Source organism: Pseudovibrio flavus (assembly GCF_009711345.1).
Lineage (GTDB): Bacteria > Pseudomonadota > Alphaproteobacteria > Rhizobiales > Stappiaceae > Pseudovibrio > Pseudovibrio flavus.
Window position 1 is genome coordinate 280,539 of record NZ_SMMA01000066.1, and the last position, 21,162, is coordinate 301,700.

The window sequence follows — 21,162 nt, forward strand, 5'->3', positions numbered from 1 at the left end:
CCTCTAAGTTCAGCTCGGGGTTGGAGTTAGTGGGAGATTGGAAAGGACGTTCGCCTTTGTCTTGGTGTCTGGTCTTTCTGACGGCGGGGCCTTTGAGGTCAGATGCGCGAGCAAATCCAGCAGGTGCTTTGATTTGTTCTCAAAAGCGTTGCGGGAAAAGCGATTGATGAACGGATTGGTTTCAATGAAGAACAGGTCTTGTAGCTGTTCATTCTTGGCTGGATGCGGCCAGCCAAACCGGCCAAAACTATCCAGAATGACAAGCGTATTGGGCGGAAGAACTATTCCCTCCTGAGGTGTGCTTGAAAGCGAATACTTTGGCTTGGAACCGTGCAAACGCCTTTGAAAGTTGGAAAGCTTCTCTTTTATCCGCTTGGGGTTTAGCTGATGGGATTGAGGTGCGTACCAAATGGTTTCCTCATCAAGCGTTAGCCAAGCCAGCCAGCGAGGGGCGAAAAGCTCCGATAGCGCCTGACTACCGCATGGCACCGAGTTTGAGGTTGAGGCCTGCCGCGTCACAAGAGACGGCCGGATAACGGGCAGGCGCCCAACCATAAACTTGAGTAAGCACTCCAGATCCTCATGAAACAAAAGGGCTTGTAGAAACGGCATTTGCTGAATGCTGGCCGCGCTGATGATTGAGGCTGACGCGATAATGCCGCCATGCTCTATCTCGACACTAGGGAAGAAAGCGGGCGTTAGTTCCTCTTTTAAGCGGGTGAATTGGCGTGTTGGCAGAAAGCCTTGAACAGTGAGCAAGCCATCTTGCCACAAGCGTTCACACTGGGCCTGCATGTCGAGACCGTGCTGCTTGAGAAGCATCTTCTGCTGCTGCCTCGCGTGCATTTGCAAGTTGCGCTCATAGAACGCTAACGGGTCGCGCCCAAAACCGGTTTGCTCCCTCATATTCGCCCCAACACAGTATCTTAGTTATGCAATTGGGGAAATTTAACCATGCGAGCACGGCGGGCGCTGCCTCTCAAAACAAGGTGGGCAATAGGCCTTGGTGAAACTAGTCCTAATGTTTCTTTGAGGAGCTGCCTTAGGCTCCCCGTTCAGTTGGGAGGGTGTATTTAGGGGCAAAGTCGTATAGCTTCCGTTACGTAACTTCATTTGCTGGTTCAGAAAACGGGAGGCGTACATGGATGTAAAAGCCGCAGTGGCGTTTAAGGCTGGAGAGCCGCTCAGCATCGAGACCGTTCAGCTGGAAGGGCCTCAACCCTTTGAGGTTCTGGTTGAAATCAAGGCAACCGGTGTGTGTCATACCGATGCGTTTACGCTCTCTGGGGATGATCCAGAGGGTATCTTTCCCGCAATTTTGGGCCACGAAGGCGCTGGTATCGTGCGCGAAGTTGGAAAGGGTGTGACCTCGGTAAAGCCGGGAGATCATGTCATTCCGCTTTACACGCCTGAGTGCCGCCAGTGCGAGTACTGCTTAAACCCTAAAACCAATTTGTGTCAGGCCATCCGCTCAACGCAAGGCGCAGGCTTGATGCCTGATGGCACCAGCCGCTTTTCCATCAACGGCGAAAAGGTATTCCATTACATGGGCACCAGTACCTTCGCCAATTATACGGTGCTGCCGGAAATCGCCGTGGCGAAAATCCGTGAGGACGCGCCCTTCGATAAGGTCTGCTACATCGGTTGCGGTGTGACAACGGGCGTAGGTGCTGTGATCAATACTGCAAAGGCTGGTGTTGGCTGTCGTGCGGTTGTTTTCGGCTTGGGCGGTATCGGCCTTAACGTTGTTCAGGGGCTTCGCCTAGTGGGAGCCGACCAGATCGTTGGGGTCGATATCAACCCCGCCCGCCGCGAGCTTGCTGAAAAGTACGGTATGACGGATTTTGTGAACCCGCGTGAGGTTGACGGAGACTTGGTTCCTTACCTCGTTGATCTCACCAAAGGCGGAGCAGACTACACCTTTGAATGCATTGGCAGGCCGGACACCATGCGGCAGGCGTTGGAGTGCTGCCATAAGGGATGGGGTGAGAGCGTCGTCATTGGCGTTGCAGGTGCGGGGCAGGAGATTTCCACCCGTCCGTTCCAGCTCGTTACGGGCCGTGTTTGGCGTGGAAGTGCCTTTGGCGGCGCACGCGGGCGCACAGATGTACCCAAGATTGTTGACTGGTACATGGACGGAAAGATCGACATCGATCATATGATCACTCACAGTATGCCGCTTGAAAAAATTAATGATGCGTTTGATCTGATGCACAAGGGCGAGTCTATTCGCTCGGTTGTTATGTATTGACGCGGAAAGTCGAGACTAAGTGAGTGAAATGGATGTGAAGGTGTCGCCCGCAGGCAAGTGGGCGGCATATGACGAACTGAGCAGAGATGATCTTTATGACCTGCTTAAACTGCGCTGCGATGTGTTTATCGTAGAACAAAATAGCGTTTACGCGGACATTGACGGATTGGATAATACGTCCCGCCATTTCCTTCTTCGTGGTGAGCAAGGCGAACTACTCGCTTACTTGCGCATCATCCTGCCGGAGCAGATGGGTAAACCTCTCAAGATTGGCCGCGTTGTTATTGCGCCAGCCGCTAGAGGCACCGGTATGGGGCGCTCTCTCATGTTGGAAGCAATTGGCGAATGTTCCCGTATTGATGCTGGTGCTTCTATCGCGCTTCAGGGTCAGGCTCACCTTGAAAAGTTCTACCGCAGCTTTGGCTTTACACCGGTCTCCGAGATCTACGATGATGGCGGTATTCCTCACATCGATATGGTCAAAGAAGCGGCTTGATCGTCTTCGGGCTCTTCGTTTTTTTAAAGAGGTCGTGCTTTGCACGGCCTTCTTGTTTGCCCTGCGTGTAAGAATAATTTTCATTTCCAGCGTATAGTGTATCCACGCAATGTTTGCAGGAGACACTGATGATTGATCTTGTTTCGAAATACCGTTGTTTTGACGGTGAACAGCGGGTCTATCGGCATCAATCAACCGCAACCGGTACTCCTATGGAGTTTGCGGTGTATCTGCCGCGCAAGGCTCTAGAGGGCCATTATTGCGCGAGCGTTGTCTATCTTTCCGGCCTTACCTGCACTTGGGAAAATGTTGTCACCAAAGCTGGAGCGCAGGCCGCGTGTGCCGAGCTTGGTCTTATTTTCGTTGCGCCCGATACCTCGCCAAGAGGAGAGGACGTGGCCGATGATGAAGCCTATGACCTTGGGCAGGGCGCGGGCTTTTACATCAACGCGACGCAGGCTCCGTGGAGCGAACACTATAAGATGGAAACGTACGTTGCTCGTGAGCTTACCCGCATTATGAGCGACAACTTTCCAGTCGAGCTTTCTGCCATCGGCATTATGGGGCACTCCATGGGCGGCCATGGCGCCATCACTCTGGCATTGAAGTATCCGGAGCTGTTTCGCAGTGTCTCTGCATTTTCTCCAATCGTGAACCCCTGCGATGTGCCATGGGGCCGCAAGGCTTTTACCGCCTATCTGGGTAGTGATGAAGCAGTTTGGCGCGGGCATGATTCCTGCGCTTTGATCAAAGAAAAAGGGTTTCAGGGGCCAATGCTGGTCGATCAAGGCGGCCGTGATACGTTTATAGAAGAGCAGTTGCAGCCGTGGGCATTAGAAAAGGCTTGCCGTGAGGCAGGTATAGACCTCACGTTGCGCCTGCAGGCGGGCTACGATCACTCCTACTACTTTGTATCAACGTTCATTTCGGAGCATTTGGGCTGGCATTCGGCAAATCTGACTTAGGCAAAGGTCGGTAAAGCCTTGAACACAGTGAATTGTTTACCTAAATCAAGTAGGATTGTCGGAAACTGTGGGCTTTTGGGCAAAAGCGAAGCTGATAAATGTGATTGTTACCAGCTTTCGTTGTGTGGGCGCAAACTCTTGCCTATAAATTTGCCTAGCTTGCATGAAACGCAATGTTGCTTGAGACAAATGCCGGGCAGACCGGCGCTATAACCTAGTAAGGGACTTCTTTATGCCTTGGAGCAATCAAAGTGGAGGTGGCGGCAACGGCGGCCCTTGGGGTAATCCCGGAGGAAGCGGCGGCAACAACGGCGGCCCGTGGGGCGGCGGTGGTGGTCCGCAGCGCGGTGGCGGCGGTAACCCGCCAGATTTCGAGGAAATCCTCAAGCGTGGTCAGGACCATCTGAAAAGCGTGCTGCCGGGTGATGGCGGCGGTCTTGGCTTTAAAGGTATCCTGCTGGCTATTTTTGCCGCTCTGGTCATCTGGCTGGCAACCGGTATTTACCGCGTTGAGCCAAGCGAAGTAGGTGTGGAGCTAGTATTCGGTAAGGTCGTAGGCCAGACCGGTCCGGGTCTGAACTACAACTGGCCTTATCCAGTTGGTGAAGTTTACACCCCTGATGTTCTTCAGGTTCGTGAAACCAGCATTGGTATGGAAGAGTTCGTTCGTGGCACCGCTGTAAACCAGCGTGACGTGCCTGAAGAGAGCCTCATGCTGACCGGCGACGAAAACATCGTTGACGTTGACTTCAAGGTACAGTGGCTCATTCAGAACACCCCAACCGGTGTGTCCGAGTTTCTCTTTAACATCCAGAACCCAGCCGGTACCGTGAAAGCGGTTGCAGAAAGCGCAATGCGTGAAGTTGTTGGTGCATCCCGCATCGATAGCATTCTGACTGAAAACCGTGCGTTGGTTGAGACCGAAGTGCAGAAGCTGATGCAGAGCACTCTGGACTCCTACAAAGCTGGTATTCAGGTAACGCAGGTACAGATGCAGAAGGTTGACCCTCCTGCGCAGGTTATTGAAGCGTTCCGTGACGTTCAGGCAGCGCGTGCTGACCAAGAGCGTATCCAGAACGAAGCGCAGTCTTACGCGAACCGTATCGTTCCTGAGGCTCGTGGTAACGCAGCCCGCATTAGTGAAGCAGCGCAAGCGTATCGTGACCAGACCGTTGCAGAAGCAAAGGGTCAGGCAGAGCGCTTTACCAAGATCTACGATGCTTACAAGACTGCTCCAGACGTAACCCGCCAGCGTCTCTATCTGGAAACAATGGAGAAAGTTCTGAGCAAGAACAACAAGATCATCATCGATAGCAAATCGTCCGATGCAGGTGTGTTGCCATACCTTCCATTGGATCAGTTGAACAAGCGCACCGCAGCGCCAGCTGGGGGGAACAACTAATGCGTAACGGTATTATTGGTATTGTAATCGCCCTTGCTGCACTGGTTTTCTACTGGTCTGTGTTCATCGTGAACCCGACCCAGCAAGCACTTGTTCTTCAGTTCGGTGAAATCCGCGGCGAAGAAACCGAGCCGGGCCTTAAGTTCAAAATGCCTTGGCAGAACGTTGTCTACCTCGACAAGCGTATTCTTGATTTGAACATGCCTGTTCTGGAAGCGATTGCTTCCGACAAGAAGCGTCTTCTGGTTGATGCGTTTGCTCGCTACCGCATTTCCAATCCGGTCCTGTTCTACCAGTCTGTTGCGAATATCGACGCGGGCGCTCGCTTGCTCTCTACCTTCCTTCAGTCTGCTCTGCGTGACCAAATCGGTAAGGAAACCTTTACCGCTGTTGTACGCGACGAACGTTCCGGTCTCATGGAAAAGACCCGTTCTGATGTTGAGTCCCGCGCTCGTGCAATCGGCATCGAGGTTGTTGACGTGAAGATCCGCCGTGCGGACCTTCCAGAAGCCAACTCCCAAGCGATCTTTGCTCGTATGCAGACAGAACGTCAGCGTGAAGCTACTGAAATCCGCGCACAGGGTGAAGAGCAGGCTCGTCGTATTCGTTCCCGTGCTGATCGTGATGCAACCGTGATTGTTGCTAACTCTCAGCGTGACGCAGACATCATCCGCGGTGATGGTGATGCAGAACGTAACACGATCTTTGCTGAAGCTTATGGCCGTGACAAAGAGTTCTTCGAGTTCTACCGCTCCATGCAGGCCTATGAAAAGGCAATGGAATCCGGTGATACCTCGATGGTTCTTTCTCCGGACTCCGAGTTCTTCCGCTACTTCAACAACGCTACTGGTGCAGCCGCTCCTGCACAATGAGTGACCTCGTTGTAGCGATCGGTCTGGTTCTGGTGCTGGAGGGTGTTCTTTACGCTCTAGCACCGGGCCACATGAAAGACTTTATGAAGAAGGCGCAGGAACTGCCTGAACAGTCCCTTAGAACGGGTGGTCTCGTAGCCTTGTTTCTAGGTTTTTTGATAGTGTGGATCGCCAGAGGCGGCTTTTAGGGAAACGACAGCGAAGCCCAAGCGCAATAGTGTGAGGGTGGCGGACGTTTTTCAAAAATTTGAAGATAAGATTGGTGAATGCCCGCGCTTTGTTAAGAAAGCTGCGGGCATTTGTGTTTTAAGATAAACTTACATGAAAATTAGCAGGGTTTGCAGGAGGAGGCCAATGGCCATCAAGTATCTCCGGTCTGTACCGGACGTGAGTTTTAAGGCCATCGTATTGGCGTGCGCGCTTGCCATCAGCGGCATTACCGGCGGCACCCAATCCGTTCAGGCGGCAGGCCCTACCTCTGTAGCAGATCTGGCAGAGGACCTTGGTGATGCTGTTGTAAACATCTCTACAGCGCAGCGCGTATCTGCTCAGCGCTCCGTACCTGTTCCGCAGGTGCCGGAGGGCTCGCCGTTTCAAGAGTTCTTCGAGGAGTTCTTTGACAACCAGCAGCCAGAAGGTGACCAGCCACGCAAGGTCCAGTCTCTAGGCTCCGGTTTCGTGATTGACGGTGAAGAAGGCATCATCATCACCAACAACCACGTTATCGAAGGTGCGGACGAGATTGAAGTGAACTTCAATGACGGTTCCAAGCTGACTGCGGAAGTCGTGGGCCGTGACGAGAAGACCGACCTTGCTGTGCTTAAGGTTGACCCGCCAAAGCCGCTACAGTCCGTCAAATTCGGCAGTTCTGAAAAGCTTCGCGTTGGTGACTGGGTGATGGCGATCGGTAACCCGTTCGGCCTTGGTGGTACTGTGACTGTGGGTATCGTTTCTGCGCGTAACCGCGACATCAACTCCGGTCCTTACGACAACTACATCCAGACAGATGCTTCCATCAACCGTGGTAACTCCGGCGGCCCGCTGTTCAATATGGAAGGTGAAGTTGTTGGCATTAACACCGCTATCTTCTCTCCATCAGGTGGCTCTATCGGCATCGGCTTTGCTATTCCAGCCGACACCGCAAACAAGGTTATCAAACAGCTTCGCGAGTTTGGTGAAACCCGTCGTGGCTGGCTTGGCGTTCGCATTCAGGAAGTGACTGACGAGATTGCCGAGGGCCTTGGCATGAAGGAAGCACGCGGCGCGCTTGTTGCCGGTGTTACCGATGGCGGTCCTGCCAAAGAAGCGGGCATCCAGCCGGGCGATGTGATTTTGACCTTTGATGGCAAGCCGGTTCCTGTCATGCGCGACCTGCCGCGTATGGTTGCTGATACCAGCATTGGTAACGAAGTGAATGTTGGCATTTTGCGCAAGGGCAAAGAGATGGACCTTGATGTCCAGCTTGGCCGCCTTGAGGAAGTCGCTGAGGCCAAGACCGAGGAGGCCGAGCAGAAGGGCGAAGAGAACAAGGCCGATCAAACCGTTGTTCTTGGCATGACGCTGGCAACAGTTGACGAGTCTATGCGCCAGAACTTCGGCTTGGAAGACATCGTTGAAGGTGTTGTTGTGACCGCTGTTGAGGCTGGTAGCCCTGCCGATGACAAACGCATCATTCCTGGTGATGTGATTGTTGAAGTGGCGCAGGAGCCTGTCGCATCGCCGGAAGATGTTGCCAAGCAGGTCGAAGCCTTGAAAAAAGATGGTCGTCGCTCTGCGCTTCTGTTGCTTTCCAACGGTAGTGGTGAGCTGCGCTTCATTGCAGTACGCATTGAAGACTAAGATCGAAGCGACACGTTATAAATAAAAAAGCCGCTCTGGAGATGTTCAGAGCGGCTTTTTGTATTCGTGATTTCTATCTCTAGGAAGCTATTTTGAAATCCCTGAGATCACTGCCAATCAGGCGACGGTTTTGAACTCGTCTGCACTGTAACCTTGAATGTAGAGTAGGGCGGTCAGGTCGGCGTGGTCGATGCGCACGTCAGCCTCTGCAGCAACCTTCGGCTTTGCGTGGTAGGCAACGCCGAGGCCGGACAAATCGATCATGGCCAGATCGTTTGCGCCGTCGCCCACTGCGAGGGTTTCAGAAGTAGCCAGGCCCTGTTCTTCCATCAGTTCTGTCAGGCGCTGGCGCTTGGCCTGTTGACCCAGAATTGGCATTGCAACGGTACCTGCGAGCTTGCCGTCTTCCTCGATCAAAATGTTGGCTTTGTTCTCATCAAAACCGATCATCGCAGCAATGCGGCTGGTAAACACTGTGAAACCACCGGAGACGAGAGCAGCGTATGCGCCGTTTGCCTTCATGGTGCCAATGAGTTCCTTGCCGCCGGGGGTGAGGGTGATACGCTTTTCGATAACCTGATCTACGACGCTTGCATCCAAACCCTTGAGGAGGCCTACACGTTCTTTAAGTGCTGGTTCAAACTCGATCTCACCGCGCATAGCACGCTCGGTGATAGCCGAAATCTGTTCTTTGAGGCCAAGTTCTGCTGCTAGCTCATCAATGCATTCCTGCCCGATCATGGTAGAATCCATGTCAGCGACCAGAAGTTTCTTTTTTCTTCCCTCAACTGGTTGTAGACAGAGGTCAACCGGACGGTCAGCAATAACCTCGCGCAAGGTTTCCTGAAGGTTCGTCGGTAGCGCTTCGCAGGCAAAAGTTAGGTCGCAGGCAATACCAGGATTGAGATCGCGACGCTCAGCCTGTACAGGCAAGGCACCGGCGATGGCTTCAATCAATTCGTCGGTTACGGCAGGATTTGCCGGATTGGATACGAGCGTTACAACAAAAGACATAAAGCAGCTCTTTCATGGATCGGAATCAAGACAGGCAGATGAAGCCATTAGCGGTGTTGATAGCGGGGCCAACGGCCAGCGGCAAGACAGCTCTTTCTATCGAGCTGGCAAAACGTCTGGATGCACAGATTATCAACGCCGATTCTATGCAGATCTATGAGGATTTGCGCATCCTCTCCGCTCGTCCGAGTGAGGAAGAAGAAGCGCAAGCCGAGCACGTTATGTTTGGTCACGTTCCAAGCAATGAGGCCTACAGCGTGATGCGCTGGCTGAATGATGTTGAAGGTCATATCAAGCAGGCACGGGAACAGGAAAAGCCGATCATCATCGTTGGCGGTACAGGGCTTTACTTCAAGAGCGCCCTTGAAGGGCTTTCTCTGATGCCAGATATTCCCGAGGACATTCGGGCACACTGGCGTGAAGAAGGGGAAAAGGGCGACGTGGAGCGCCTTCATGCAACCCTCAGCGAAAAGGACCCAGAGGTTGCAGCTCGTCTTAAGCCTGCCGATAAGCAGCGTGTTGTGCGCGCTCTGGAGGTGATTGATGGAACCGGTCACTCCCTTGCCTTTTGGCAGAACGAGCGCAGCGAGCCGCTTTTGAGTGAAGCTGAAACTGTTCGCCTGACACTTGATCCAGACCGCAAGGCGTTGCATGAACGAATTGCCCTGCGCTTTGACATGATGATGGATCAAGGGGCGATGGAAGAAGCCGTTGCTCTGATGGCCAAGGGGCTGGACCCTTCACTAACTGTTATGAAAGCTATTGGCGTCTGGCAGCTTGCTGCTGCAAATTCTGGCGAGATGAGCCTCCACGAAGCTATCGAAAAGTCCAAGACCGAAACACGCCGATACGCCAAGCGTCAGTCTACTTTCTTCCGTGGTCAGTTAGGTGAATGGGATAAATTTAACCCGCTTAATTCCGATGAAATGGCGAAAGCGATTGAAAGTACCCTAGAAAAATTCGAGGTCTGACCTAGAAGAAACCATAGAAACTTTAGGTGGAGTTAATTTTAAGTTTCTCCTCTTTTGCGTGTGGTTCTTGTCAAGTAATTTAAATCACGGAACCGCTAAAAAATTACGTGACATAACCCCCAAAGTTCCTTAAAGATAAATCATAGAGATTTTCGAGATATTTCATATTCCTATATTTTTCAATGGGATATGATGTGTCTTTGGGCTCGAGATGCGGCGGAGCTGATGCTCCTGTAAATGTGGCCAGTGAGGTTGATCCTTGCTGGCCTTTTTACATTGTACTGCTTCTTATGTGAAATTTTCTCATGATATTGTAGGTGTTCGGTGGCTCCATTTCAGGCCACTCCTGAACCCGCCAATCCTTTAAATAGAAGGGCTTGTGGGTGCGGTGCAAACACGGGTCTTTTAATCGTATTGGAGAGAAAACGTTCAAGGGGCCTTAAAGGGTTCCGTATAGAGAGCGTTCTGCATGCCCACTGCATGTTTGATGTCGAGTGTGTTCTACGCACGACCGCGAAGAGGAGGTGTGTTCATGGCGACGCCCATTCTTTTTACGGAACGTCTGCATCTGAGAGCTTTTGAAAAAAGTGACTTCGAAGAGCTTCTCGCTTTGCATAGCAATGCGTCCGTCAATCGTCATTTGATTCCCGAGGCTCCGCACTGGAGCAAGGACCGGGTGCGCGATATGCTGGATATGTACCTTACCGATGAAAAGCAGCTGGGCTTTTCCCAATGGCGTATAGAAACGCGGGAGCAGCGCTTTGTTGGCCGCGCTGGCTTTTCTCTTCTGGAAGAGACTGCAGAGGTTAAACTGGACTGCGTTCTTAAGGAGCCGCTATGGGGTCTTGGCCTTGGCGGCGAGGTGTGTAAAGCGCTGGTGAACTGGTTTTTTGAAAACACCTATTACAGCCATCTTGTTGCAGAGGTTCACCCGCAAAACCGTGCCGCTCTTTCAATTTTGGGAAGCGTCGGGATGGAGTATCGCGAGCGGCGGTTTGAGAGCGGGCAGGTGCGCGACTACTTTCAGGTTCTCAGCCCTTCCTGCCGGCGCCTTGCCCATAGCGCATAAAAAAAGCGCGCCTCGTTGGGCGCGCCTTTCAAAAACTTCTTAGCAGCAGGGTTTAGCTGGCAATTGCGTCTTCTACGTTGATTTCGCGCTGGCGGCGAACCTTCAGCTTGTTCAGTGCAGAAACGTAAGCGCGAGCGGAGGCAACCAGTGTGTCGGTGTCTGCGCCTTTACCGGTAGCGATCTTGCCACCGTCTTCCAGACGAACAGTCACTTCAGCCTGCGCATCGGTGCCTTCGGTCACTGCGTGTACTTGGTACAGCTGCAGGGTTGCTTCGTGCGGAATGATCGCCTTAATCGCGTTGAAGGTTGCATCAACAGGGCCGTCGCCGTTCGCTTCACGGGTTCTGTGTCTGCCATCCACGTCCATGGTCAGGATCGCTTTCTGAGGGCCGCCAGTACCTGCAATAACGGTCAGTGACAGAACCTTCACGGATTCGCCCTGTACGGAGATTTCGTCTTCAACCAGCGCTTCGATGTCTTCGTCGTAGACGTTCTTCTTGCGGTCTGCCAGATCTTTGAAGCGGCGGAACGCTTCCTGGAAAGCGTTGTCACCCAGATCGTAACCCAGCTCGGTCAGCTTGTCTTTGAATGCTGCGCGGCCAGAGTGCTTGCCCATAACCAGAGAGGTTGCGCGAACCCCTACGTCTTCCGGACGCATGATTTCGTAGGTCTCGGCGTGCTTCAGCATACCGTCCTGATGGATGCCGCTCTCATGCGCGAAGGCGTTTTTACCAACGATTGCCTTGTTGAACTGCACTGGGAAGGAGGTAACAGCAGATACCAGCTTGGAAGCGCGGGTCATGTATTTTGGATCGACAGAGCAGCCGTATGGCAGCACGTCGTTGCGGGTGCGGATGGCCATAACGACTTCTTCCAGTGCCGCGTTACCTGCGCGTTCGCCCAAGCCGTTGATTGTACATTCGATCTGGCGCGCACCACCTGCAACACCTGCCAAGGAGTTGGCTACAGCCAGACCTAAGTCGTTGTGACAGTGTACGGAGAAGATCGCTTTGTCGGAATTCGGCACGTTCTTGATGATCTGCTCGAACATCATCTGGTATTCGTGCGGAACTGCATAACCAACGGTGTCTGGCAGGTTGATTGTTGTAGCACCTGCATCAATTGCAGCTTCAACGCAGCGGCTCAGATATTCGATAGATGTGCGGGTCGCGTCCATCGCAGACCATTCAACGTCATCAATCAGGTTACGAGCGCGGGAAACGGTCTGGCGGATGATTTCCAGAACCTCTTCCTCGTTCTTCTTCATCTGGTATTGCAGATGGATAGGAGAGGTAGAAACAAAGGTATGGATACGGCCGCGTTCAGCAAATTTAACTGCTTCGCCTGCGCGGTCAATGTCTGCTGGAATAGCGCGAGACAGACCTGCGATTACGGAGTTTTTGGAACGCTTTGCAATCTCGCAAACAGCTTCAAAGTCACCAATGGAAGCAATCGGAAAACCGGCTTCAATGACGTCTACACCCATAGTGTCCAGAAGTTCGGCAACCTGCAGCTTTTCTTCCAAAGTCATGGAGGCGCCAGGTGACTGCTCCCCATCCCGCAAGGTTGTATCGAAGATAACTACCTGATCTTTTGCAGCTGCGCTCATAGTCATATGGTCCTTATTTGCCCCCAACATGAAAAGACACGTGCAATTGCGGGGGTCTTACAAAATCTCTGATGTAATGAAATTTCACAATCCCCCAAGTGCCCGCCCGAATACGGGGCTGCCGACGCTTAGGGGCATCTAAGGAGTAGGAGGTCGCCAAGTAGGAGTAGGCCGCCGCGCTGGTGCGCGTCGCTGGAAAAATTAGCAGTGTCGCAACGGGCGATCATCTGTTTCCAATGCCTTCCGGTCTTGTTAGCGAGTGATCCATCTTCTGTTTTGTAATCTTCGGAATGTTCCGAGGGAAGATGTAATCAAATATTGCTGCTTTGGTAGCTCAAAAGAAATTAATTGGCAAGAGGTCAAAAGACTGATGCTCTTGCTTAGCCGTCTTCAGACGCTCATGCGTAGTAACTCACCTTACGGTAGTGGAATAGAAAAGTTAAGCCCTGCCGAGTATCGCGGCTCGCCTGATACGTTTTCAAAGCTCGCCGAAAAAGCGCCCGAGAAAACTTGTGGGCGATTGGAAAAGGTGAGAGCAACTCCTACGCCACCACCACAGTTTCCGGCAGAGTTCGCTGCGTTTTCACAGGTAATATGCGGGTTTAGTTGCGCTTCCAGCGAATAAGAATCCGTCACGCCCGTTGAAAGTGGGAGGGTGATCTGCGGGGTAAAGGAGACGCGGGTAAGCCAATCGGCTTCTAGGTGCAGGGGATTATTATCAGTGCCGTCGAACACAGATGTGGATTTTTCCTCAAGCGTTGCGTGGGAAACTGCAAGCTGCGGGGAGATGAGAAGCTGTTCAAAGTTGATCTCCCCAGACAAGGAGCCGCCGAACCTGTAGCCGTTCCTTCCAAATGAAGCGTCATATTGATCGGCTTCATGCTTCATTGAGTGGTCAAACCACGTCAGGTTTTTCTCGCCATATGCTGCTGCGATAACTCCGCCCAGATTAATGGCGCTGTACGCGCCCACCGATGCTGCGCCAAATCGGTTGTAGCTATCGATAGCGCTGGAAGTGTCAGTAAGCGAACCGAACGCCCCTAGATAGGCGCCGGTGATGATGTTCTCAGCCAGCGATAATTCCAGAAAGGCGCGGGCGTTTGCCTCAAGGGCCAGGACATCACTTTCCCAATAGACGGACGGAAGATCGCTTATCAAGCCGAAGCGAAATCCGCTACCGGTAGTGGAAAATCGGTCTCTATTGATGCTGCTGAGAAAGCGCTGATTAATCTGCGAGCCTTGTCGCATACCACGAAGTGCTTGTGCTTCTAGAGCTTCCTTAAAAAGGGCACCATCGAAGGTAGAAAGATTGAGGAACAGGTGAAGCGTGGATTCCTTTTGGATGTTGTAGTCGCTAAGCGTTCGGCCATCCTCAAGCACCGTACCTGCGAACTTCAGTATTTGCTGATCCGGCGGAACCCCTTCTTTATCCATGACCTTTGCCTTCACATTTTCAATGGAGTCGCTGGCCTCCACGTCGAGGGTGATGGTCTTGCCCGCTTCGGTCAGCACAAAAATCTGCATCGCAAACGCAGCGCTGGTTGTAAGGGATGCGACCAGCATGAAGGAAAGGGTAACAAACAGCCTAGCCAGAAAACTCATCGTGAAACCAATTAACCTATTGATCTTGGATGAGTACTAATAGCTATAGGTATGCCGCAGGGTATTCACCAATGGTTGTAGGTTGGCTCTAATGCTTTCGGTTCGCGGCCGGTCTAGACGTACAATTCGCCCCGACCAATAACCACCGCGTTACCGCCAATCCGCTCTCGCCGGATCTTGCCTTTGTCCATCTCTAGTTCCAGCGTGATCTTGGATGGGCGTTCCATCTCGTAACCCTGCTCGATCTTATAGATATGGGAGCCGTCTAGAGGTTTGTCATAGTAGGCGACAATGCCCGCAAAGGCCGCGACGGCTGATCCTGTGGCCGCGTCTTCTCTAATAGAGCCTCTATCCTCATAGAGCATACGGGCATGGAAATCGCTGCTGGCACAAACACATTCGCGGCAGTAGAGGAAGATGTTGTTGAAGCCGTAGTCTGTGAAGGTCTTCTTCCAAAGGCTCGAATTCGGCCTGATCTGTTCCATAACGGAAAGATCGCGCAGTGGAATGAACGCGAAGGGCTTGCCTGCATCCATGGAAAGTGGCCGGTGGTTTTCGAAGGTTAGCTCAAGAGGAGATATGCCTAGCGCTGCGGCAAGCATCTCATTGTCCGCCACTGGCAGGGCAGGGCGGGCTACTTGAGGCACGTCGAACTCTGCGAAACCTTGCAGTGGCTTTTCCAGCTTCACGCCGCAACGGATCGTTCCCAGCTTCTCTTCCAGCACTACAACGGCGTTTTGCTGCAACTCGCTGTGTTTGAACCGTTCCTGCGCTAGCAGAACAGCGGTGCCGACTGTTGGGTGCCCGGCAAAGCCTAGCTCCTCACCCGGTGTGAAAATACGAAGGGCAGCAGAGTGTGCGGGATTTTCCGGTGGAAGCACGAAAACCGTCTCAGACAGATTGAACTCCTGAGCGAGCCTTTGCATTTGCTCGTCGGAAAGGTCTTGAGCATCCAAAACGACTGCGAGCGGGTTGCCCTCAAGAGCGTTTTGGGTAAATACATCAAGAATTACATAACGACGAGGCATAGCAGTTCTTTTCTCCGCAAAGCAGCAATTTTGTTTGTGCGAGTAATTTTAACCAGTTCTACTTTTGGTTTTAAACTGCAAAGTGATCAGGTTTGCCAGTTTATCCCAGTGCTTGTGCACATTGTGCCTGTTTTTATGCTGATAATGCTCGGTAATGACGAATGAGGCAAATAATCTGGCGCAGCGTGATTATCTGATATGGCGATATTATTTAGCTAAATCAGTGAGCTATAGAATCCTTGCGGAAAATGCTTAGCGGGATCGGCCTCTCATATCTATGGATACCCAAAACCGACACATTCAGTTGTATAATGGCGCAATTCTGCTTGAATTTCGTCTTTGTTCGTCGTCGCATAAAAAGTGTTGTGAATGGACGCCGAGCGACTATGAGTAAGGCGAATTGGTTAATCACTAGGAATGCGAATGCGTAATAGAACCCTGCTGGTTCTTTTGCCGGTAATGGCCCTTGTGGCCGGAGAAGCGGCGGCGTCACTGACGCCCAATTTTGAGCCGCAGCTATCGTATCGAGCTGTCGTTGTGCCTGATCGGTACAGCGCACTGTTTGGTCCTCAATTTGAAGAGGCCATGCTAGAAGATATGGTGGAAGGGGCAAACATTCCGCGTCTACTGGTGGAGGCGCAGGCAGGAAATGGCGAGGCGCTCTTTGCCTTGGGTTTGGCTTATGAGCTCGGCCGTGGTGTTGATCGAGACGTAGAAAAGGCAATCGGATACTATCAGGTTGCTGCTGATATGGGGCTCTCCGCCGCGTGGACCAACCTTGGCAATATCTTCCGAAATGGCAAGGATGGGCATCTAAACCTGCCCAAAGCTTTGGAGCTGTATCACAAGGCTGCAGACGTTGGTGACTACTGGGCGCAGAACAATCTTGGGCTCATGTACCTCAATGGCATTGGTGTTGATCACGATGACGAAGAAGCTTTCTACTGGATAGGAGAGGCGGCGAATGCTGGCCTGCTTCCAGCGCGGCTAAACCTTGCAACGCTTTATCGGCAGGGCAGAGGCGTTGAAGCTGATCCCGAAAAAGCCCGTAAGATCTATGAGGAAGCGATTGCTGATGGAGCAATGGAAGCACACGTTCCTCTTGGCGAACTTTACGAATTTGGGGAAGGCGGGCCCGTCGATATAGATGAGGCCGTTCACCATTATCTATTAGCTGCCGATCATGGCGATCCGCTTGGGCTTCACTATGTTGGCACGCTCTATGAAGAAGGTGTAGGCGTTTCGCAGAGCCTTGATATGGCTTTATCCCACTTCAAGAAGGCCGCAGATCGTGGATTGGCACAGTCGGAATATGTTCTGGGCCGATACTACTTCGCTGGCGTTGGTGTTCCCTATGATCCAGAAAAAGGCTTGGAGCTATTCTTTGCAGCTGCCGACCAAGGTTTTGGCAAGGCGCTTAATGATCTTGGCGTGATGTATGAACTTGGCGAGCATGTGAAGCAGGACTACGCCGAGGCGCTTTCATTCTACAAACGCGCATCGGCCAGCTACCCATTTGCTTACACCAATATTGGCCTTATGCATCTCAATGGCCTCGGCGTTAAGAAGGATGCAAAGGAAGCCTTCCATTACTTCAAACAGGCAGCGGATTTTGGCGAACCGCAGGGTGAAATCATGATAGGCAAAGCCTATCTTGAGGGTGTTGGTGTTGAGGTGAACGCCAAAAAAGCATTTGGCTTCTTTGAGTCCGCTGCCAAGAAGGGTGATCCTGAAGCGTTCCACTTGATGGCTTGGTGCTTCGAGAACGGGACCGGCGTGGATAAGAACATCCGCAGAGCTTTGGACTTTTACCGCGTATCGGCTGAAAGTGGCCTTCAGCAATCCTCTGATGCTGTTCATCGTCTAGAGCAGCAAATGCACAGCACATCCCGATAATTGAAATGGGCAGCCTGCGCGCTCCGGCGCGCGCAGGGTAAGCGCGGTGTTCTATGTGCTACTGGTTTGCTTTGTCTAGCGGGACAGGTGTTACGATGTTGAACCAGAAGTCGAAGCTATCCAACATCGAGAGAAGCTCCTTTAGCTTGTCCTGATCGCCTTCAATCTTCAAATCACCGCTTTTGCTTGCGCCGTCGAAGGTCTCCTGTCCGAGAATGATATTATTGATGGTTTCTCGGTTTATGGAAATCGTGGCGTCTGCCTTATCAGACTGATAGCCCTCAATATGACTGAGAGCGCCGTTTTGTAGCTCTACGACGTACTCTTGGTTTGTGTCTGGAAACTTCCAGTTCAGAACCATTTCGCTCTCGCCCGCTTTTTCTGCGTTAAGACGCAGCGCGGTGTAATCAAACATCAAAGACAAGTCCATCGCACGAATGGTGTCAGGGCTCGCAGTATCGGGAGCTTCTTCGGGCTTTACGCCTTCTCTCAGTTCCTTCGCGCCGCTGAGATAGAAGTTACGCCAAGGGCCAGATTCCGCCTGATAGCCAAGTTGCTCAAGGGCGTCTGCCTGTAGGTTCTTTGCATCCTGATTGTCCGGCTCTGCGAAGACCAGATGGTTGACGACTTGCGCTACCCAGCGATAGTCGCCTGCATCATAGGACTTTTGCGCCTGTTGAAGCAGAGCGTCCGCTCCGCCCATAAACTCCACGTACTTCGCACCGGCTATACGCTCTGGGTAGGGGTGCAGTGTTGCGGGGTTACCGTTAAACCAGCCAAGGTATTTGACATAGGTAGACTTGGCATCGTGGTTGACAGAGCCGTAGTAACCGCGCGCGGACCACGTGGTCTCCAGCTTTTTCGGCATCTTTAGCATTTCTGCAATCTCAACCATGCGGAAGCCGTGGTTGGCAAGGCGTAGAGGCTGGTCGTTGATATAGCGGTAGAGATCCCGCTGGACCTCCAGATGTTCGATGATCTTTTCCCGACCCTTGAGGCTCCAATGGTGCGGGGCAAACTGGACTTTAACGTCTTTGCCGAACTCGTAGATCGCCTCGTTAATGTACTTTGACCAATCTAGTGGATTGCGGATACGCGCCCCTCGCAGAGAGTAGGTGTTATGCAGTGTATGGGTTGCGTTCTCCGCGGTGCAAAGGGCATTCAGCTCTTTGATGTAGAAGAACATTTCTGAGGGCGCTTCGGAATCCGGCGTTAGCTGGAACATGAAGGTCAGGCCATCAATTTCCAGCGTTTCGCGGCGGTCCTTGATGACATTTGTCGGCGGAATAAGCGTGATCGTGCCGCTTGATGTGGTGGGGCCGAGGCCCGCACCGACCTGTCCTTGAGGGTTGGCAGGCAGAATATTGCCGTACATGTAGGAAGCGCGGCGGCTCATCGCATTGCCCGCCATAACGTTTTCCGAAACGGCATGGTCAAGGAAACCATCGGGGGCGTAGATTTTCACAGCGCCGCTTTTGACATCGGCTTCATCTACAACGCCGCGTACTCCGCCGTAGTGGTCAACATGAGAGTGGGTGTAGATCACCGCAATAACGGGTTTTTTCGGCCTGTGCGAGAAGTAGAAATCAAGCGCATAGCTGGCCGTTTCCTCCGAGATGAGAGGGTCAATCACGATGATGCCGGTCTCACCCTCAATAAAGGTAACGTTTGAGAGGTCCGCGCTGCGAACCTGATAGATGCGCTCATCCACCTTGTAGAGGCCGCCCAGCATGGTTAGCTGGGATTGCCGCCAAAGACTGGGGTTTACGGTTTCCGGCGCAACGGAGCCTTGCATGATGAAGGCGTAGTTGTTGAGGTCATACACCACGCGCCCTTGTGCGTTGGTCACCTTGCCTTCATTTGGCAGGGGAGCAATGAACCCCTCCTTAGCATCGTCGAAGCTTTGAGTATTGCTGAAGGGAAGTGTTTTGATCAGCTCCTCATACTTTTCCTGAGTATAGGAGGTCGCCGGATTGGGCTGGGCAAAGCTTGCTGCAGAAGAAAGGAGCACGCCTCCTGCTGCCGCGAAGGAACAGATGGTTAGAAAACGCAGCTTGGGTGTAGTCATGGGACCTCGGCACCTTATTGTTTTTGTGCTGCGAGTATCGTTGGGTTAGTCCTAATCTGCGTTTAAGCTTGGTGTTTCAAGCAATGCTTTTGGTAAATGGCTGATTAATCGTTTACTCACAAGGAAATGCCTTATTTAGGCTAACTACGTAAATATGCGTCTTATGGTAGTTCGGCGATTATGCATACTACTTACATTGATTCTTTAGTAGTACGGAGGAGGTCGGGAGTTGGCTTCCAAATGTCCGCTGTGTGGCAAGCAGCACTCACCGCGCAAATGGTACTGTGAACGAACAGATTTCTGGCTAATGAGCTTTTGCTTTCTGGCCCTCGGCACAGCCATAACCTGCGCAGCACTGGAAATTATTCCGATTTAAAACGGGCAGAAGCGCGGGCTTACTGGATCATTGTTCAGTAAACCCGCCCAAGTAATGTTCAAAGAGCAGCCTGAGAGGGGGCAGGAGCTGCATCGCGAATAGCGATCGTGATTATAAAGGCTGAAAGCGCGATAAAGCTGCAGTAGAAGATCGTGCTCTGGTAGGACGTAATGGTGCCTAGGGTGCCAAAGACCAAAGAGCCTGCAAGCCCGCCACCAAACAAAGCGTTAGAGAACCACGCTGTCGCTACACCAGTCTGCTTTGGTGCATAAGACTGGATGAATGTCAGGCCAATGCCTGCAACGATGCCATAATAAAGCCCCTCCAGACCGCTGAATAAAATGGCAGCCTCCACGCTCGTTACCTGCGTGATGGAGAGGAAAAACATGCCGCCGAATATGCCTGAAAGCATAATCATTCGCCGTTCTCCAAAACGCCGTGCAGGCGCGGCGATGTAGTAGATTACCAACATCTCGACGATACATTTTACAGCAAACGCCAGCCCCGGAGTTGATGTGGGCAGGTTTAGCTCTCCAAGGAAGTAAAGCGGAGCTGCGGAGACGAACAGGCTGTTACATGCGAACAGCAAGAAAACGGGCACACAGGCAACGACAAGAGCGTTCGGAACCTTGTGATCTGCCCTCTCTTTGTCACTGTCCTTAATGTTGTGGTTGGTAAAGTTCCGTGGAAATAGCAATAGCACACAGCCTGCACAGGCCAGTTTGAGGGCGAAGGAAAGATAGAAGATAATCTCGAAATCAAGCAGGCCATAGATGGTGAAACCGGCGGCTGGGCCAATAATCCAGCCAAGGGTAATGGCCATGCGCACATAGGCGTTGAAGTCGAGAGGTTCTCTTTCCGTCTTTTCTGCAAACAGTCTACCTGCCGTCATAAACAAAGAGACGGAAGCAGCCCCAATTCCCCAAAGCGGAATACCCAATATGATGAGGGACCAATAGCCGGGATAGATGGCTTGCAAGCCAAACCCTAGGCCATCCGCGACGACCGTCAGCACAAGAAGGGGACGGACTTGCGCACCTTCGTCAATCTTTCTACCGAAGTACCTGTTGGCGAGCACCGTTAGTGTCATCAAGCTCGCTATGACGATGGTGACATGAATTGCAGAGCGGCCAAGCCCATCCACTACGTAGAGGCTGAAAAGCGGCACCGCCAACGCGATGGGTAGGGCGCTCAGGAAAACCGTAAAAAGGAAGAGAACCGGATAACGGTCCAACCGGCGCAGGCTCGGTGCAATCTGGTCTGTCATGAAAAGCTCTAAAGAAAATGCGAAGGTAATAATACGTAGTTTGCATTCCTTGAGCCGTCAATGGAAAAGAACCTCACAGATCAGACTAGTTTTTACTAGGTAAGGTTGGTGGGTTTATTCGCCTCAGCTTTCGTAGACTAATTGCCTTGCAAGCACTGGAGGGAACCATGGACGACATGCAGGCAATGAGTTTTGGCGAAATGGGTATGGGAGTGTGGCAAATCGTGATGATCCTTGCTTGGATCATCATCGTTGGTATTCCCATTGCGCAGATATTGGGGCGCATGGGTTTCAGTAAGCTTTGGACGATCGTTGCCTTTATCCCCTTTGTAAATCTCATTGCTCTTTGGGTTGTTGCCTTTGCCAGATGGCCTAGGGACTAGCTTGGGCGTTCTCATTGCGTGGCACGGCGTCCAGAACGCAAAAAACCCGGCACA

The 21,162-nt window shown here is 52.2% G+C and carries 18 protein-coding genes; 11 read left to right on the plus strand and 7 right to left on the minus strand.

Features of this window, described 5'->3' with window-relative positions; genetic code table 11:
* Nucleotides 1-9: 9 nt before the first annotated feature.
* Nucleotides 10-906: a hypothetical protein gene (locus E1162_RS18205; RefSeq protein ID WP_155134436.1), complete on the minus strand. Its 897-nt coding sequence runs from the start codon at nt 904-906 to the stop codon at nt 10-12.
* A gap of 235 nt (nt 907-1,141) precedes the next feature.
* Between E1162_RS18205 and E1162_RS18210 the strand changes: the two genes are divergently transcribed.
* The 7 genes from E1162_RS18210 (at nt 1,142) to E1162_RS18240 (ending at nt 7,825) form a co-directional block, all read left to right on the plus strand.
* On the plus strand, nt 1,142-2,251 hold the full coding sequence (locus E1162_RS18210) for an S-(hydroxymethyl)glutathione dehydrogenase/class III alcohol dehydrogenase (protein WP_155134439.1): 1,110 nt from the start codon (nt 1,142-1,144) through the stop codon (nt 2,249-2,251).
* A 28-nt stretch (nt 2,252-2,279) separates the two neighbouring features.
* A complete protein-coding gene (locus E1162_RS18215) occupies nt 2,280-2,747 on the plus strand; it encodes a GNAT family N-acetyltransferase (protein WP_155135121.1) in 468 nt (155 codons plus the stop codon).
* Between the two features lie 128 nt (nt 2,748-2,875).
* Nucleotides 2,876-3,712: an S-formylglutathione hydrolase gene (gene fghA, locus E1162_RS18220; RefSeq protein ID WP_155134442.1), complete on the plus strand. Its 837-nt coding sequence runs from the start codon at nt 2,876-2,878 to the stop codon at nt 3,710-3,712.
* 232 nt (nt 3,713-3,944) lie between these two features.
* Complete coding sequence (gene hflK, locus E1162_RS18225; protein WP_155134445.1) at nt 3,945-5,114, plus strand: FtsH protease activity modulator HflK; 1,170 nt, start codon at nt 3,945-3,947, stop codon at nt 5,112-5,114.
* A complete protein-coding gene (hflC, locus tag E1162_RS18230; protein ID WP_155134448.1) occupies nt 5,114-5,986 on the plus strand; it encodes a protease modulator HflC in 873 nt (290 codons plus the stop codon). Before hflK ends, hflC begins: the two co-directional genes overlap by 1 nt.
* Nucleotides 5,983-6,174 (plus strand): DUF2065 domain-containing protein, encoded by a 192-nt coding sequence (locus E1162_RS18235; RefSeq protein WP_155134451.1) that lies wholly within the window; start codon nt 5,983-5,985, stop codon nt 6,172-6,174. The genes hflC and E1162_RS18235 overlap by 4 nt, the downstream gene beginning before the upstream one ends.
* 166 nt (nt 6,175-6,340) lie before the next feature.
* Nucleotides 6,341-7,825, plus strand: a complete 1,485-nt coding sequence (locus E1162_RS18240) for a DegQ family serine endoprotease (RefSeq protein WP_155134454.1) — start codon at nt 6,341-6,343, stop codon at nt 7,823-7,825.
* Between the two features lie 117 nt (nt 7,826-7,942).
* On the opposite strand, the gene serB is transcribed toward E1162_RS18240, so the two are convergent.
* A complete protein-coding gene (serB, locus tag E1162_RS18245) occupies nt 7,943-8,839 on the minus strand; it encodes a phosphoserine phosphatase SerB (protein ID WP_155134457.1) in 897 nt (298 codons plus the stop codon).
* A 14-nt stretch (nt 8,840-8,853) separates the two neighbouring features.
* Here serB and miaA point away from each other — a divergent pair, with 14 nt between their 5' ends.
* Together miaA and E1162_RS18255 are read left to right on the plus strand one after the other, a co-directional pair.
* Nucleotides 8,854-9,810: a tRNA (adenosine(37)-N6)-dimethylallyltransferase MiaA gene (gene miaA, locus E1162_RS18250; protein WP_257099105.1), complete on the plus strand. Its 957-nt coding sequence runs from the start codon at nt 8,854-8,856 to the stop codon at nt 9,808-9,810.
* 532 nt (nt 9,811-10,342) lie between these two features.
* A complete protein-coding gene (locus tag E1162_RS18255; RefSeq protein WP_257099106.1) occupies nt 10,343-10,879 on the plus strand; it encodes a GNAT family N-acetyltransferase in 537 nt (178 codons plus the stop codon).
* A 52-nt stretch (nt 10,880-10,931) separates the two neighbouring features.
* Here E1162_RS18255 and E1162_RS18260 read toward each other — a convergent pair whose 3' ends face one another.
* The 3 genes from E1162_RS18260 to E1162_RS18270 all read right to left on the minus strand — a co-directional run bounded on the left by E1162_RS18260 (nt 10,932) and on the right by E1162_RS18270 (nt 15,118).
* Nucleotides 10,932-12,488, minus strand: coding sequence for a 2-isopropylmalate synthase (locus E1162_RS18260; RefSeq protein ID WP_155134463.1), 1,557 nt, complete (start codon nt 12,486-12,488; stop codon nt 10,932-10,934).
* Nucleotides 12,489-12,905: 417 nt separating this feature from the next.
* Nucleotides 12,906-14,090 carry a ubiquitin-like protein gene (locus E1162_RS18265; RefSeq protein WP_257099109.1) on the minus strand — a complete coding sequence of 395 codons (1,185 nt, stop codon included), beginning with the start codon at nt 14,088-14,090 and terminating at the stop codon, nt 12,906-12,908.
* Nucleotides 14,091-14,203: 113 nt separating this feature from the next.
* A complete protein-coding gene (locus tag E1162_RS18270) occupies nt 14,204-15,118 on the minus strand; it encodes a PhzF family phenazine biosynthesis protein (protein ID WP_155134466.1) in 915 nt (304 codons plus the stop codon).
* A 423-nt stretch (nt 15,119-15,541) separates the two neighbouring features.
* Between E1162_RS18270 and E1162_RS18275 the strand changes: the two genes are divergently transcribed.
* On the plus strand, nt 15,542-17,014 hold the full coding sequence (locus tag E1162_RS18275) for a tetratricopeptide repeat protein (protein ID WP_257099110.1): 1,473 nt from the start codon (nt 15,542-15,544) through the stop codon (nt 17,012-17,014).
* Between the two features lie 58 nt (nt 17,015-17,072).
* Here E1162_RS18275 and E1162_RS18280 read toward each other — a convergent pair whose 3' ends face one another.
* Together E1162_RS18280 and E1162_RS18285 are read right to left on the minus strand one after the other, a co-directional pair.
* Nucleotides 17,073-19,082 carry an alkyl/aryl-sulfatase gene (locus E1162_RS18280; RefSeq protein ID WP_155134472.1) on the minus strand — a complete coding sequence of 670 codons (2,010 nt, stop codon included), beginning with the start codon at nt 19,080-19,082 and terminating at the stop codon, nt 17,073-17,075.
* Nucleotides 19,083-19,516: 434 nt separating this feature from the next.
* Nucleotides 19,517-20,725, minus strand: a complete 1,209-nt coding sequence (locus tag E1162_RS18285) for an MFS transporter (RefSeq protein ID WP_155134475.1) — start codon at nt 20,723-20,725, stop codon at nt 19,517-19,519.
* A gap of 167 nt (nt 20,726-20,892) precedes the next feature.
* Here E1162_RS18285 and E1162_RS18290 point away from each other — a divergent pair, with 167 nt between their 5' ends.
* On the plus strand, nt 20,893-21,108 hold the full coding sequence (locus E1162_RS18290; protein ID WP_257099111.1) for a hypothetical protein: 216 nt from the start codon (nt 20,893-20,895) through the stop codon (nt 21,106-21,108).
* The last annotated feature ends 54 nt before the right edge of the window (nt 21,109-21,162 follow it).

Bases quoted from the DNA above. Each gene is read 5' to 3' on its own strand.
- E1162_RS18285 (WP_155134475.1), bottom strand. From the start codon at position 20,725: ATGACAGACCAGATTGCACCGAGCCTGCGCCGGTTGGACCGTTATCCG.
- E1162_RS18255 (WP_257099106.1), top strand. From the start codon at position 10,343: ATGGCGACGCCCATTCTTTTTACGGAACGTCTGCATCTGAGAGCTTTT.
- serB (WP_155134457.1), bottom strand. From the start codon at position 8,839: ATGTCTTTTGTTGTAACGCTCGTATCCAATCCGGCAAATCCTGCCGTA.
- E1162_RS18270 (WP_155134466.1), bottom strand. From the start codon at position 15,118: ATGCCTCGTCGTTATGTAATTCTTGATGTATTTACCCAAAACGCTCTT.
- E1162_RS18275 (WP_257099110.1), top strand. From the start codon at position 15,542: ATGCGTAATAGAACCCTGCTGGTTCTTTTGCCGGTAATGGCCCTTGTG.
- E1162_RS18210 (WP_155134439.1), top strand. From the start codon at position 1,142: ATGGATGTAAAAGCCGCAGTGGCGTTTAAGGCTGGAGAGCCGCTCAGC.
- E1162_RS18235 (WP_155134451.1), top strand. From the start codon at position 5,983: ATGAGTGACCTCGTTGTAGCGATCGGTCTGGTTCTGGTGCTGGAGGGT.
- miaA (WP_257099105.1), top strand. From the start codon at position 8,854: ATGGATCGGAATCAAGACAGGCAGATGAAGCCATTAGCGGTGTTGATA.
- E1162_RS18290 (WP_257099111.1), top strand. From the start codon at position 20,893: ATGGACGACATGCAGGCAATGAGTTTTGGCGAAATGGGTATGGGAGTG.
- E1162_RS18215 (WP_155135121.1), top strand. From the start codon at position 2,280: ATGGATGTGAAGGTGTCGCCCGCAGGCAAGTGGGCGGCATATGACGAA.
- hflK (WP_155134445.1), top strand. From the start codon at position 3,945: ATGCCTTGGAGCAATCAAAGTGGAGGTGGCGGCAACGGCGGCCCTTGG.
- E1162_RS18260 (WP_155134463.1), bottom strand. From the start codon at position 12,488: ATGAGCGCAGCTGCAAAAGATCAGGTAGTTATCTTCGATACAACCTTG.
- E1162_RS18205 (WP_155134436.1), bottom strand. From the start codon at position 906: ATGAGGGAGCAAACCGGTTTTGGGCGCGACCCGTTAGCGTTCTATGAG.
- E1162_RS18240 (WP_155134454.1), top strand. From the start codon at position 6,341: ATGGCCATCAAGTATCTCCGGTCTGTACCGGACGTGAGTTTTAAGGCC.
- E1162_RS18265 (WP_257099109.1), bottom strand. From the start codon at position 14,090: ATGAGTTTTCTGGCTAGGCTGTTTGTTACCCTTTCCTTCATGCTGGTC.
- fghA (WP_155134442.1), top strand. From the start codon at position 2,876: ATGATTGATCTTGTTTCGAAATACCGTTGTTTTGACGGTGAACAGCGG.
- E1162_RS18280 (WP_155134472.1), bottom strand. From the start codon at position 19,082: ATGACTACACCCAAGCTGCGTTTTCTAACCATCTGTTCCTTCGCGGCA.
- hflC (WP_155134448.1), top strand. From the start codon at position 5,114: ATGCGTAACGGTATTATTGGTATTGTAATCGCCCTTGCTGCACTGGTT.